The sequence below is a fragment of the Rhodococcus oxybenzonivorans genome, assembly GCF_003130705.1.
Classification (GTDB): Bacteria; Actinomycetota; Actinomycetes; order Mycobacteriales; family Mycobacteriaceae; genus Rhodococcus_F; species Rhodococcus_F oxybenzonivorans.
Map to the genome: position 1 here is coordinate 1,774,551 of NZ_CP021354.1, position 13,334 is coordinate 1,787,884.

Sequence of the window (13,334 nt, forward strand, 5' to 3'; positions counted from 1 at the left end):
GTGTGTCATGGATTTCGAACTGACCGACGAACAGAAACTGCTGCGCGACACCACCCGCGAGCTACTCGGCCGCAGTTACGACGCGGAGAAGCGTAACGCCGTCACCGACACCGAGCAGGGGTGGAGCCCGCAGGTGTGGAAGCAACTCGCCGAGGTGGGACTGCTCGGTTTGAGCTTCGCCGAGGATGACGGCGGAATGGGCGCCGGTCCAGTCGAGGTGGCGTCGGTGATGACCGAAATCGGCCGCCGGCTCGCCCCTGAACCCGTCCTCGACGCGGTGCTCGTTCCCGGCGGGTTGATCGCTGCGGTAGGCAGCACGGAGCAGCGCCGCCGAATCCTGCCGGAGGTGTCGGAGGGCAACCTGTTGCTGGCGTTCGCCGATCGGGAACCGGGGGTGCGGTGGCCCTCCACCCGAGTGTCCACGACCGCGAAGCAGGACGGCGACTCCTGGACGGTGTCGGGTATCAAGAACCCCGTCCTGCACGGGGGAAGCGCGAACACGCTGGTCCTCACAGCGACACTCCCCGGTGGTGGGGTCGGGCTGTTCCTCGTCGACGCCGACGCTCACGGGCTTACCCGCACGGGTTACGCGACTCACGACGGACTGCGCGCCGCGCAGATCGAACTGTCGGACACTCCGGCGGAGCCGCTCGGTGAGGGCGGCGATGCGTCGTCGGCGATCGAGGGCGCGCAGATCCGGGCGCAGGCGGCGTTGTGCGCGGAGGCGGTTGGCGCGATGGAGGAAGCGTTGCGGTTGACGACCGAGTACCTGAAGACCCGCAAGCAGTTCGGTGTCCCGATCGCGAAATTCCAGACCCTGACACATCGAGCGGCGGATATGTATGTGCTGCTGGAACTGGCTCGCAGCATGAGCCTGTACGCGACGATGTCTCTGGCCGACGGAACCGTCGACCCGGTGGTCGCCTCTCGTGCGAAGCTGCAGATCGGGCGTTCGGCCCGCAAGATCGGGCAGGAAGCGATCCAAATGCACGGTGGCATCGGCATGACTGCGGAGTATCCGGTCGGGCACTACGTCAGCAGGCTCACCGCCATCGAACACATCCTCGGCGGCTCCGACGACCACCTTCGTGTCCTCGCGGCGGCGACCACCCAGGGGACCATCAGCATCATCTAAGAGCACCTGTGAGTACTTGTTAACCGCCCGCGGTTAATAAGTACTCACAGGGGTTGGTCTCGGCTTGGTATCGAATTACGGCGTTTCCGACGTGTCGCGCGGGTGGTGGTGGTGTGACGCGGATAACGTTCTGCGCGCAACACCAGAACTCACGGGGGACGTTCGTAATCTCGGTGAAGGAGTATTGCCATGGGGTCCGGTCCAGTCAAAGCGATCATGTGGAGCCTGCTTTTCGTGGGACTCGTCGGTGCGGGAGTCGGGATTTCCGAGCTGCACGTTCAGTGGACGGTCGCGTCGCTGATCGTCGCGTCGGTCTCCGGCCTTGTCTTGCTCAGGATTCGCGCCGACGCGCACCCCGAACTGCACAGCGACCGCCGGATGGCCGCGGGCTAGGCCCGCGTCACTCCGTCTGGAGCCTGTCTGCCCACCTGCGAATGTCGCCGCGTTCCAGTGCGAGCGCCAGCAATTCCGGGAACTTGTCCGGTGTGCAGGCGAACGCGGGAATCCCGAGAACACCCAGGGCCGCCGCGTTGTCATGGTCGAACGACGGGGCGCCGTCGTCGGACAGTGCCAGCAGCACGATCACCTGGACCCCGGCCGTCTTCATGGCAGACATCCGCCGCAGCATCTCGCCGCGGATTCCGCCCTCGTACAGGTCCGAGATGAGCACGAACAGCGATTCGGTCGGTCTGTCGATCAGCGACTGGCTGTAGGCGATCGCCCTGTTGATGTCGGTGCCGCCGCCGAGCTGCGTGCCGAACAGGACGTCCACAGGATCGGACAGTTTGTCTGTCAGATCCACGACCGCAGTGTCGAAGACGACGAGCGAAGTCTTCAAGGCGCGCATCGATGCGAGAACGGCGCCGAAGACGGAGGCGTAGACGACGCTCGACGCCATCGACCCCGACTGGTCGATGGCGAGGACAACGTCGCGGTGCACCGTCGGTGATCGACGTCCGTACCCGATCATCCGTTCCGGCACCACGGTCTTGTACTCAGGAAGATAGTGGGCGAGGTTGGCGCGGATGGTGCGGTTCCAATCGACGTCACGGAGCTTCGGATTGGTGGTGCGCGCAGCCCGGTTGATGGCGCCGGTCACCGCGGTCCGTGTTTTCTGCGCGATGCGTTCCTCGATCTGCCGGACCACTGTGTCGACGACCATGCGGGCGGTGGCTTTGCTCGTTTCGGGCATCACCCGATTGAGGCTCAGCAGCGTGCCGACGAGGTGGACGTCGGGTTCGACGGCGTCGAGCAGTTCGGGTTCGAGCAGCAACTCGGTAAGTCCGAGCCGGTCGACGGCGTCCTTCTGCATCACCTGGACGACGGTGCTCGGGAAGTACGTCCGGATGTCGCCGAGCCACCGCGCCACCTTCGGCGCCGAGCTTCCCAGGCCGGCACCGCGGCGACGGCTACTGGTGTCCTCGGGTTTCGCGTCGTAGAGGGCGGACAGCGCACCGTCCATCGCGGCATCCGACTTGGAGCCCAGCCCCCCCGTCGACTCCTCGGCGGCGTCACCGAGCAGCAACCGCCACCGTCGTAACCGCTCGGCGTCTTCGCTCACGACGGCACTCCCAGAATGTCGGCCACCGTGCGGATCGCGACCGCGGCTCGCCGCGGGTCGATCGGAGCTGCAGCTTCGCTTCGGTTTCCGCCCTGCACGGACTGGCCGATCGCCTGACGTTCCCCGGTGTCGAAAGCGCCGAATGTTCGCCGCAGCAACGGCAGCGTGTCTACGAAGTCCTGCTCACCCAGTCCCGATACCCAGGTGTCGAGAAGGCGCAGCAGTTCCCGATCGTGGACGAGAAGCAAGCCACCGCCGCCGAGGAAGCCGTCCACCCATCCTGCCTTCGCGGACGGTGTGGCGCCGACAGACAATGCCCGCGATAACCTGGTCGCGGAGTCGGTTTCGCTGATCGCGCCGGCGTCGCGGAGCAGCCGGACCATCCGGCCGATCACCAGGCCGTTCACATCGCTGCGATCGACGAGCCCGGCGAGAGCGCCCAGCCATCGTTTCGACGCGCGATCCTCGTCGCGGAGCATCACGGCGGCATGGACTCCGTCGATCGCCCGGCGCATCTCGATCGCGCTGTCGTCGTCCAATCCCGACAGCGCCGATCCCAGTCCCGCGCAGATCCGCACCAGGAGGCTGTCGTTGACGCGGGCGAGGGACGAGATGTCGGTGCCGCGGACGTCACCGTAGCGGAGGGTCCGGGTCAGGGACGGTAGCGCATCCATCAGATGCATCACGTCGTGGTCGAGGGCGGCGGCCGTGTCGAGCGCACGGAGCAGTTCGGGCAGCGCATCGGTGAGATTCGACAGCAGCGCCTGCTCGAGGAGTGCGGTGAGCTGGGCGAGGGAGACGTCCTCGGCCGACGCTTCGGCCCGTACTTTGGCGGTGGCTGCGGCCTCGACTGTCGTTCCCCAGAGTGATGCCTCGATGATGGCGACGGCGAGTTCCGGCTTCCAGGTCAGTGACCACGTTTCGCGGAACGTCCCGGTCGCGTTGATCTCGCTGTCCGCGGGAACGCCCCACCCGACTCCCAGTAGCTGCAGGCGGTGGAGTAACCGGGAGCGCGTGACGTCGATGTCCTTGCGGAGATCGAGGTCGAGTGTCTTCTCCGTGGCCTGTTGCTTGAGGCGGAGCGTTTTTGCCCGTGCACGCAGGTCGGCGTCGAGCGGGACGGTGGGTGTGTCGTCCGGGACGCCGCCGAGTGCCTCACCGACCACGAGTCGCCGGGTGATCAGGTCGAGCAGGACGTCGTTGCCGTCGCACATCACGGCGCGGGTTGCCTCGGTGACCTCGGACAGGCCGGCCAGGGGACGTGAGCGCATGGCGGCCAGGGTGTCTGCCAGGCGTACCGCCTCGATGACGTGCGCGCTCGACACCGGAAGGTCCTCGGCGCGCAGCACGCGGGCCACCTTGGTGAGCCAACGTGGGATCGTACGGTCGCCGGCGGTGAAGAGGTGGTGATACCAGCCCGGTGAGGTGATACCGGCTCCGTACCCCGAGGCCGTGGACAGACGCGAATGGGTCCACGGAACCCATGTCAGTGAGGTTTTGATCTTCGGCAGGCCCTTGAGGATTCGCGCATCGGCGGTGGCGGGGCCGAGGGGCCCGGAGAGCGCCGGCGCATGCCAGGCACCACAGATCACCGCCACGCGCTGAGCACCGCCCTTGATGGCCTTGCGCAACGTCTGGCGCATGTAGGCCTCGCGTCTTCTCGTCTCCTCGTCGAGGTCGGTGGCATTGCGCAGAACGGACATCGCTTCGGTGATGGCGTCGAACGAGTCTGCGCCGGTGCCGGATTCGATTACTGCGTCCCACCAGCGTTCGGGGTCGTCGTATCCGGCAGCCGCGGCGAGCTGGGCCAACGGGTCTGTGCGATCGGATTCGGCGGATTCGGCGGCGAGCGTGTGAGCAGCCGGGAGATCACAGAACCGCACGTCGACTCCGTGCTCCGCGGACCACGAGAGTGCCTGCCACTCAGGGGAAAATACTGCGAAAGGCCAGAACGCAGCCGTCCGCGGTTCCCCGGTGGCGTACGCCAGCAGTGCCACCGGCGGTTCCATGGCATCGGCGGCCGTCAGTGCGATCAGCGGGTCGGCGTCCGCGGGCCCTTCGATCAGGACTGCATCGGGTGTGAACGCCTCGAGTGCGCGTCGCACCGACCGTGCGGATCCGGGCCCGTGATGGCGGATGCCGAAGACACGGACATCGGAACTCACCCGGTGACCTCCCGGCAGGCTCGGTAGAAGTCCGACCAGTCCTCGCGTTCACGGACAACCGCTTCGAGATACTCCGTCCACACCACCTTGTCTGCCACCGGATCCTTCAGTACGGATCCGAGGATGCCTGCGGCCACATCAGAGGGCCCCAACGTGCCGTTGCCGAAGTGCGCGGCGAGCGCCAGTCCGTTGGTCACCACGGAGATGGCCTCCGCGGTCGACAATGTTCCGGACGGCGACTTCAGCTTGGTACGGCCGTCCGAGGTGGCGCCGGAGCGTAATTCGCGGAACACGGTGACCACTCGGCGGATCTCGTCGACCGTCGCGGGGATTTTCGGCAGTTCCAGTGAGGCGCCCAGTTGTTCGACGCGCCGAGTGACGATGGCGACCTCGTCCTCTTCGCTGGCGGGCAGCGGCAGGACCACCGTGTTGAAGCGCCTGCGGAGTGCGGAGGAGAGGTCGTTCACACCGCGGTCGCGGTCGTTGGCGGTGGCTATCAGGTTGAAACCTTTGGTTGCCTGTATTTCGATGCCCAATTCGGGCACCGGCAGGGTTTTCTCCGAGAGCACGGTGATGAGCGCGTCCTGCACGTCGGCCGGAATCCGGGTGAGCTCTTCGACTCGGACGATCCGGCCGCTCTCCATCGCGGTCATTACCGGGGAGGGGACGAGCGCTCCCGCGGTGGGACCTTCGGCCAGGAGCCGGGCGTAATTCCATCCGTACCGGATGGCCTCCTCCGGGGTTCCGGAAGTTCCCTGGATCAGCAGCGTCGACGTCCCGGAAATCGCGGCCGAAAGATGTTCGGACACCCACGTCTTGGCTGTGCCGGGGACACCGAGGAGCAGGAGTGCCCGATCGGTGGCCAGGGTAGCGACTGCGACTTCCATCAACCGGCGGGGGCCGACGTATTTGGGGGTGATCACGGTGCCGTCCTCGAGTTCGCCCCCGAGTAGGTACGTGACGACGGCCCACGGCGACATCTTCCAGGACGGCGGCCGCGGCCGGGTGTCCTGAGCGGCGAGGGTCGCGAGTTCTTCGGCGTAGTCCTGTTCGGCATGGGGACGCAGCAGTTCGGCCTGGCCGGCCACGATCTCGGTCACTCGAGCTCCTTCAGCAGCGTTCGGCGGTGTTCGATGTTGGCGGCGGCCGTCGAGAACGCCTGCTGCCAGCCGTGGTCGCGGGTGCGTTCGGCGGCCGCGTGCAGCAGGGGAACTGCGCTGAACGGGAAGTGTGTCTCGGCACTGCGCAGCGTCGAGTAGTGGCTGTGCCGGGACAATTGTCCGAGCTCCTTGCCTGTCGAGGCGTGCCGCACCGCGATGTCCTCGAATCGGGCGATGATGCGTTGCGCGAGTTCGAGGGGCCACGGGTGCGGGAGATCGTCGAACAGTGCCGCCCCGTCCACGCCCAGCAGGTAGGAGTCGGCGTGGCCGGCGAGTATGTACTCCAGCCGCTCACCGGCGGGAACGAGGGGGACGACGCGCCGCTCGGTCTGCCTGCCCTGTTTGTGCAGGAAGGCGGACGCCCATCGCGGGTTGCGTTGCAACACTGTCGCGTTGACCCAGGCCTCGGTCATCACATCACGCCATTGGTCCTCGATGCGGATGTCCAGGGCCTGGGATGCGGATCCGATCATGTCGTCCCACGCCGACAGTGGTGCTGCGGTGACCACCATTCGCAGCCACCAACTCCGAATTCCCTTGTTTTTGAAGTGCACGTTTTCGATGCCGTCACGCCGCGCCGAATCGTCGAGCGAACCCGGCATGTTCACCACCAGGCGGGTGCGGAGAGGCTTCTTCTCCACCCGCACCCACGCGCGGGCGCGGGCAGCCATCCGCTGCGCGTACGCCGAGCGGGGAAGTTGGCGCAGCAACTGGACTGCATGCTGGCGAACATCTTTGCGTCGGTCGTCGAGTGCGTGCTCGAGGAGGGCGGCGTCTGCGTCGCCGAGTCCGGTGGCCAATGCTGCGATGAACGCGGCCCGGTGCTCACCGCGTTCGGTATCCCACGTACGTTGCACTTCCGCCGTGGCGGCCGCCGGATTCACCGAGCGCATCGCCGTGAGCCACTGCAGACGTTCCGGATGGGAGCCGCGATGCCACACCTCGAGGCGATCGGCTGTCCGCCGGAGCATCGACCATTCCGGGTTCTGGGCCGCCAGCCACTGTCCGCGTGGTCCGGTGAGCCGGAGAATGTTCTCCCGGTGCGTGTCGTTGCTCCGTGCCGCGGACATCAGGTCGGCGACGAGATGATCCGGCGCCCGGTACCCGCGCTCGACGGCCACGGCGAACCACTCCGTCAGAGTCCACGACTTGGCGGCGAGCAGTTGCATCAGGTGGTCGGCCGCCGCCGGGGGCAGTTGCACTCGGTCGTCCTCCTCGGCGGGCGCAGGCGCGACGTGCAGGGAGGCAGTGACCCCGCCTGCTCGATGGGCGTTTTCCAAAGCGGCCGCACCCAGCAGTACTTCGGCAGGATCGCCAGTAATCGATTGCGCCAGTTGCCCCGTGGCGAGGTCCTGCAGTGCGGGAGTGGACCGGGCCGTACCCAGGAGGGCCGTCGACAGAAGTTCGCTCATCGTCGTCTGCCTGCCGTGCGGGTCGAGACGGACGGTGCCGTTGCGGATACGAGCGAGTGGACGACACCGCGGTCGAACACGGACACCGGAGTCAGTGCCTCGCTGTTCCAGTCACCGCACACGGTGACCGGGTGGCCGCCGGAGATGCCGAGCAGTGTCCACAAATTTCTCTCGTCACCGGTGACCGGCAACGCTCGCCCTTCGGCGTCGACCAGCAGCCATCCCTCGTCCGTGACCGTCGGCGTGACACCGCCCAGCAACACGGGCCACGAACGAACCCACGGGTCGGCGCCGATGACGTGGGCGAAGGCGTCGAGGGCTGGGTCGATGCCTCCCGCGGGAAGCGTCGTGAACGGTTCTGCCGCACCGTGGCCGGCGTCCCACTGCGCGCGCAACGGCGCGGCGCCGGGATAGAAGTGCAGATCTGCGTCGACGAGGGAACCGAGCGGCGGAACGGCGTTCGCGAAATTCGGTGTGCCGTGGGCGAAATCGAGCAAGAGTGCCCAACGGCCGTGATCCCGGCCGAGTAACCACACCTTGCGGGTGAAAAGCCGTTTCTCTTCGGTGGTCTGGGAGCCCAGCACCATCCACCGATCACGCACAGCCGGTTCACCACGCACCTTGTCGGTGGAGACCGGGTATCCCACGTGGGCGCGGACCGTCGCCCGCAACGGCTCCGGCAGTTCGGGGAGACGACGATGCGCGACCACGAGTAGATGCAGCTTGGCGTACTCGGCAAGCAATCTCGCCGGCCAGTCGGGGCGCAACGCGACAGTGAAGGCGAGCCGACGCAGCGCCGATGCGACGCCGGGAGCCTGTGCGTCGACCATTCGGGCCGCAACGGCATCGAATGCGGCGGGTGACGTGTCTGTGGATCCCAGCCCACTGCGGATCTGATCGGTGAGCCACAGATCGAGTTCGTCGAGGCCCGCGGCCACCCGATCGGCTCGACGTTCGGCAGACTTCCCCTGGGCGGTCGACGGGGGAGCAGGCGGACCGGGCTCGCTTGCCCGCGTGGCCCGTCGTCCCAGCCATTCGCGCGCAAACGGCGGGAAGTCAGCCGCGTCCGGGACCTGCCCCTGCGACCAGAGAAGGAGTAGCCCGAGCGCATGCTTGCAGGGGAATTTCCGGCTCGGACACGAACACGAGAAGGCGGGCCCGTCGAGATCGACCACGGTGCGGTATGGGCTCCTGCCGCTACCCTGGCACAGTCCCCACAGTGCGGTGCCGGTGTGGCCGGTATCCGACCACGACGCCGAGAGCGTGCGTGCGGCAGCGAGAGAGCCGGCATCGGTCGCGACCGATGCGACCTGTCCCTCCGACCAAGGCGACGTCACGTCAGTCACCGTAGGCGAGTAGTCCGACATGCAGGGAGGAGGGTGCGCTCACAGGCACGGTCTAGGTGGGTGTGGGCGTACCGGAGTCGGGTAACCGGTCCGCGGGCCGGGGTGGGTCGAACAATCCCGCGATGCTCGATATCCGGTCGGTGGAATCTTCGACGGCGATGTTCTCGCCGGTCCGCAACCATCCGTTCCGCAGCGAAGACGTCAGCCAATTGTCCAAGGCCGCCTGCGTCTCGAACTTGAGGACGATGACGCACACAGCGGACGTGCTGCTCTCCTTGAGCCATCCGCCGCCGAGGAAACCGGGGAAGAGGCGTGCCAGACCGAGGCCGACCTGAATCCAATCGGCGAACTCTTCTTCGCACCCCTGGCTGACCCGCCGGACGATGGTCGTCGTCACGGACGTGTCGACGACGTCGCCCGTTCGGACGCTGTCGGCGGCGTTCGTCACTGTCGTTACCTCGGATCCTGCTTGTCTATTGGCAAACTACCAGCGGCTCGGGGGCTGCACACTGTCCACTCGCCTCAGAGTTGATAGAACGGCGCGGCGTACCGGAACATTCCCGACAGGGCGGAGTCCCAGGTAGTGAGACGGCGAACCTGGAAATGGGACGACCAGGAAGGCTCGTCCGGTTCGATCCCGAGGGAGGATCCGGCGACGAACCCGAACCGGGGGTAGTACTCGAGGTGGCCCAGCAGTGCTACCAGCGGTTCGTCACGGGAATCAGCGGCGCCGAGGGCGGCATGCATGAGCGCCGAACCGACCCCACCGCGCTGGTGGCCCGGCAGCACACCGATGGGGCCCAATGCCAGCACCGGCGTCGAAGCAACGGTGGCCCGGGTCAGGCACACATGTCCGATTACCGACTCGTGCCACTCGGCGACGAAGGACAGCGGCGGAATCCACGCCTGGCTCGACCGGAGTCGCTCGACGAGGTTGACCTCGACGGGGGCGTCGCCGTCGAAGGCCTGGCGATGGACCTCGGCGATCGCGTTGACGTCGTGGGCAGTTTCCCGTCGTATGAGCATGTTCGACAGCCTGCCGCGAGAATTCTGTCCGTCGCAACGAATTTATGCGGCGGTTTGCTGCTGGCCGATAGCTGGACCCGGAGCCCGTGCAAGCGATGGCGGGCAGATACCGTCGCAACACTGGGAGTCTGCACAGGGCGAAGCGTTCTCCAATTGTGACTGTCGAGGGTTTCCCGCTTTCGAGTTTTTCCGGGTCGGGGATAGCAGTATGAGCACCACGCGTGAGTGTGTCGGCCGCCGCGGCGGGTCGAGGAGCGGCGAGGGAAGTGGGTGCGAGTGGCCGAGGCGCGGGAGTCTCGATATAGTTGCAGTGTGCAACACAACGAGGTCGAATCGGGTGAGTCGTCCGCATCGGGCGTCGTGGCTGTCCATGACGAACTCGTCCGGCTCGTCCGCCAGCTCGTCGCCGGCGACGGACCTCCGGCGGGTTCGCCGACATTCGCTCAGCATTCGCTGCTTTCGTACATCGCCCGCAATCCCGGGTGCCGGGCCACCCAGATCTCCGAGTCCTTCGGAGTGCACCGCTCCACGGTGTCGCGCCAGCTGCGTGTCTGCATCGACGAGGGGTGGGTGCGGGCCGAGGCCGGACCGCTTCGCAGCGGCCATCCGCTGACCCTCACCGACGCCGGTGTCGCCGTGCTTGCGGGTGCGGATGCCCGACGGGTAGAGGAAGTGCGCGACAGGATGGCGTCCTGGTCGGACCGTGACATCGCCGCGTTCGCCGATCATCTGCGCCGATTCCGCCATGGCGGCGACGACCCTTCGCGGCGCCCCTCGAGCTTCGAGAGCAACGGAGACGACACCCGTGCGTGAGTTCACGAGCCCGCCGACCTTCAGCGTCTCCGAGCACGAGAACGCGGTCTTGACGGTGTTCGCGCATGCGGAGAGCACGCCCGACCGGGTGATGTACGCCCGGCCGGAGGCCAATGGCTGGGTCGACGTGACGGCCAAGGATTTCGCCGCACTCGTCACCGGGGTCGCGAAGGGCCTCATCGCCCATGGTGTCCGACCGGGCGACCGGGTAGCACTGCTGTCGTCCACTCGGTTCGAGTGGTCCTTGCTCGACTACGCCATCTGGGCGACCGGTGCGGCCTCGGTTCCGGTCTACGACTCCTCGTCGCCCGATCAGATCCGGTGGATCATCGCGGACTCGGGGGCGGTGGCCGCCGTGGTGGAGACGCCGGCTCATGCGTCGAGCTTCGAGGGCGACGGCATCCCGTACACGTTGAAGCACATCTTCACCATCGACGAGGATGCGGTGGGCACCCTCATCAAGGACGGACGCTCGGTTGACGACTCCGAGGTGTTCAAGCGAGTCGTCGCGCTGACCGCCGGCGATCTCGCGTCGCTGGTCTATACCTCCGGGACCACCGGAAGACCCAAGGGGTGCATTCTCACGCACCGCAATTTCTTGTCGGAGGTGCGGGCCCTCCTCGCTGCGCCGATCGGGGACGTGGCGCGTCCCGGCAACCGCGTCCTCACCTTCCTCCCCCTGGCACACGTCCTCGCCCGGGCGGTGTCCCTGGCAATGTTCGAGGCCGGGGCCACCCAGGCACACTGGTCCGATTTCGGGACGGTCACGGGAGAATTCGAACGTTTTCGCCCGCACACGATCCTCGGTGTTCCGCGGGTTTTCGAGAAGGTGCGCGACGGTGCCGCCCGTAAGGCGGCATCCGGTGGTGGCCTGCAGAAGCGGATCTTCGACTTCGCCGAGACGACGGCCGTCGAGTACAGCCGGGCCCAGGACAACGGTGGGCCGGGACCGTTGCTCGCGCTGCGCCGCGCCGTCGCCGATAAGTTGGTCTACGCCAGGCTGCGGGCAGCCTTGGGTGGCGACTGCTGGTGGGCGATCTCGGGAGGCGGAGCGCTCATGCCGAGCCTTGGGCACTTCTTTCGTGGGATGGGCGTACCCGTGTACGAGGGGTATGGACTCACCGAATCCACTGCCGCGCATTGCGTGAACGTCCCCGGGGCGCAGAAGATCGGAACGGTGGGCCGGCCGCTCGGCGGACACGGTGTACGCATCGCCGAGGATGGTGAGATCGAATTGTGCGGTGACGTCGTCTTCGGCGGCTACTGGCGCAACGAGCACGCCACTCGGGAGGCGCTGCACGACGGCTGGTTCCGCACCGGCGATCTGGGCCACCTCGACGACGAAGGCTATCTCACCGTCACCGGACGCAAGAAGGACCTTCTGATCACCGCAGGGGGCAAGAACGTGTCACCGGGGCCCCTCGAGGATCGGCTGCGCTCGCACACACTAGTTTCGCAGGCCGTGGTCGTGGGTGACGGTCGCCCGTTCATCGGTGCGCTGCTCACCGTCGATCCTCAGGAATTCGACAAGTGGAAGGCAGCCCACGGGCGACCTGCCGACGCATCGGTCGCCGATCTGCGCGAAGACGAAGAATTGCGCGCGGAGCTGCAGGATGCCGTCGACGACGCGAATACCACCGTCTCCCACACCGAGTCGATCAAACGGTTCGTCATCCTCGACCGCGACCTCACCGAGGCGGACGGGGAATTGACGGCCACCTTGAAGATCAAGCGTCCAGTTGTGGCCGAACGCTTCGCCGCCGATATCGATGCGCTGTATCGCCGGACCTGACCGGTTACCGTGGCGACATGACGACCGCTTTCGTTCTGTCCGGTGGGGCGAGTCTCGGAGCCATCGAGGTCGGAATGCTGCAAACGCTCATAGGCAGGGGAATTCGCCCCGATCTCATCGTCGGAACTTCTGTGGGAGCGCTCAACGGCGCTTGGCTGGCGGCCGGGTCCTCGGAATCGGATCTACGGGAACTGGCCGATCTGTGGCGCGGGCTGAAGCGGAGCTCGGTGTTCCCGACCGGCCTGTTCACCGGCTTCGTGGGTTTCGTCGGGATCGACAATCATCTGGTCTCCAACCGGGGAATCCGGCGGATCCTCGAAAAGCACTTACGCTTCGGGCGGATGGAGGACGCTCCGATCCCGCTCCACGTGATCGCCGCCGACGTGTTGACCGGCAAGGACGTTCGGCTGTCGAGCGGTCCCGCCGTCGATGCCGTCCTTGCCAGCGCTGCCATTCCGGGGATTCTCCCGCCGGTAGTCGTCGAGGGTCGCGCGCTGATGGACGGTGGCGTGGTCAACAACACCCCGATCTCGCACGCCATCGAACTCGGTGCCACGACGGTGTGGGTACTGCCCACCGGATATTCCTGCACGCTGTCCGAGGTTCCCCGCAGCGCACTCGGGATGGCTCTGCTCGGGGTGACGCTCGCGATCAATCAACGCCTTGCGCTCGACATCGAACGTTATGAGGGCGCTGCCGACATCAAGGTCGTGCCACCCCTCTGTCCACTGGACACCAGCCCCGCAGATTTCGGCGACGCGGACGAGTTGATACGGCGGGCCCAGGAGCAGACTGCGCAGTGGCTCGACGAGGCCCCCGTCGAGGTCGGGCAGGCAGACCTGCTTCTGCCACACATGCACAGATAGAGCTTCAGCGGCTACGCGGACACTGTAATCCCGGTCACATTACCGCAGATCGACACGG

Annotated in this window: 12 protein-coding genes; 5 read left to right on the top strand and 7 right to left on the bottom strand. The window is 66.6% G+C overall.

What is annotated here, in order from left to right; translation table 11 throughout:
• The first annotated feature begins 7 nt into the window (after positions 1–7).
• Positions 8–1,135: an acyl-CoA dehydrogenase family protein gene (locus CBI38_RS08555; RefSeq protein WP_109328061.1), complete on the top strand. Its 1,128-nt coding sequence runs from the start codon at positions 8–10 to the stop codon at positions 1,133–1,135.
• 189 nt (positions 1,136–1,324) lie between these two features.
• A complete protein-coding gene (locus CBI38_RS08560; RefSeq protein ID WP_109328063.1) occupies positions 1,325–1,528 on the top strand; it encodes a hypothetical protein in 204 nt (67 codons plus the stop codon).
• A gap of 7 nt (positions 1,529–1,535) precedes the next feature.
• On the opposite strand, the gene CBI38_RS08565 is transcribed toward CBI38_RS08560, so the two are convergent.
• The 7 genes from CBI38_RS08565 to CBI38_RS08595 all read right to left on the bottom strand — a co-directional run bounded on the left by CBI38_RS08565 (position 1,536) and on the right by CBI38_RS08595 (position 9,805).
• Positions 1,536–2,696 (bottom strand): VWA domain-containing protein, encoded by a 1,161-nt coding sequence (locus CBI38_RS08565; protein WP_109328065.1) that lies wholly within the window; start codon positions 2,694–2,696, stop codon positions 1,536–1,538.
• On the bottom strand, positions 2,693–4,861 hold the full coding sequence (locus tag CBI38_RS08570; RefSeq protein WP_204164892.1) for a DUF5682 family protein: 2,169 nt from the start codon (positions 4,859–4,861) through the stop codon (positions 2,693–2,695). The genes CBI38_RS08565 and CBI38_RS08570 overlap by 4 nt, the downstream gene beginning before the upstream one ends.
• The gene (locus CBI38_RS08575; RefSeq protein WP_109328069.1) at positions 4,858–5,961 is read right to left on the bottom strand and encodes an ATP-binding protein; all 1,104 of its coding nucleotides are present in this window, start codon (positions 5,959–5,961) and stop codon (positions 4,858–4,860) included. Before CBI38_RS08575 ends, CBI38_RS08570 begins: the two co-directional genes overlap by 4 nt.
• Complete coding sequence (locus CBI38_RS08580; RefSeq protein WP_109328071.1) at positions 5,958–7,433, bottom strand: DUF5691 domain-containing protein; 1,476 nt, start codon at positions 7,431–7,433, stop codon at positions 5,958–5,960. The genes CBI38_RS08575 and CBI38_RS08580 overlap by 4 nt, the downstream gene beginning before the upstream one ends.
• A complete protein-coding gene (locus CBI38_RS08585; RefSeq protein WP_109334945.1) occupies positions 7,430–8,770 on the bottom strand; it encodes an SWIM zinc finger family protein in 1,341 nt (446 codons plus the stop codon). The genes CBI38_RS08580 and CBI38_RS08585 overlap by 4 nt, the downstream gene beginning before the upstream one ends.
• A 61-nt stretch (positions 8,771–8,831) precedes the next feature.
• Entirely contained in the window at positions 8,832–9,227 is a 396-nt protein-coding gene (locus CBI38_RS08590; RefSeq protein WP_109328073.1) for an antibiotic biosynthesis monooxygenase, read from the bottom strand.
• Positions 9,228–9,301: 74 nt separating this feature from the next.
• Positions 9,302–9,805, bottom strand: a complete 504-nt coding sequence (locus CBI38_RS08595; protein WP_109328075.1) for a GNAT family N-acetyltransferase — start codon at positions 9,803–9,805, stop codon at positions 9,302–9,304.
• A 270-nt stretch (positions 9,806–10,075) separates the two neighbouring features.
• Between CBI38_RS08595 and CBI38_RS08600 the strand changes: the two genes are divergently transcribed.
• Genes CBI38_RS08600 through CBI38_RS08610 form a run of 3 tightly spaced genes read left to right on the top strand, consistent with a single transcriptional unit; the run spans position 10,076 to position 13,276 of the window.
• Positions 10,076–10,618, top strand: coding sequence for a MarR family winged helix-turn-helix transcriptional regulator (locus CBI38_RS08600; RefSeq protein ID WP_109328077.1), 543 nt, complete (start codon positions 10,076–10,078; stop codon positions 10,616–10,618).
• Positions 10,611–12,410 (top strand): AMP-dependent synthetase/ligase, encoded by a 1,800-nt coding sequence (locus CBI38_RS08605; protein WP_109328079.1) that lies wholly within the window; start codon positions 10,611–10,613, stop codon positions 12,408–12,410. The genes CBI38_RS08600 and CBI38_RS08605 overlap by 8 nt, the downstream gene beginning before the upstream one ends.
• Positions 12,411–12,427: 17 nt before the next feature.
• Positions 12,428–13,276 carry a patatin-like phospholipase family protein gene (locus CBI38_RS08610; RefSeq protein WP_109328081.1) on the top strand — a complete coding sequence of 283 codons (849 nt, stop codon included), beginning with the start codon at positions 12,428–12,430 and terminating at the stop codon, positions 13,274–13,276.
• Positions 13,277–13,334: the final 58 nt, after the last annotated feature.

Excerpts from the sequence above, each read along its gene's own strand:
- CBI38_RS08555 (WP_109328061.1), top strand. The coding sequence starts at position 8 with ATGGATTTCGAACTGACCGACGAACAGAAACTGCTGCGCGACACCACC.
- CBI38_RS08560 (WP_109328063.1), top strand. The coding sequence starts at position 1,325 with ATGGGGTCCGGTCCAGTCAAAGCGATCATGTGGAGCCTGCTTTTCGTG.
- CBI38_RS08580 (WP_109328071.1), bottom strand. The coding sequence starts at position 7,433 with ATGAGCGAACTTCTGTCGACGGCCCTCCTGGGTACGGCCCGGTCCACT.
- CBI38_RS08595 (WP_109328075.1), bottom strand. The coding sequence starts at position 9,805 with ATGCTCATACGACGGGAAACTGCCCACGACGTCAACGCGATCGCCGAG.
- CBI38_RS08610 (WP_109328081.1), top strand. The coding sequence starts at position 12,428 with ATGACGACCGCTTTCGTTCTGTCCGGTGGGGCGAGTCTCGGAGCCATC.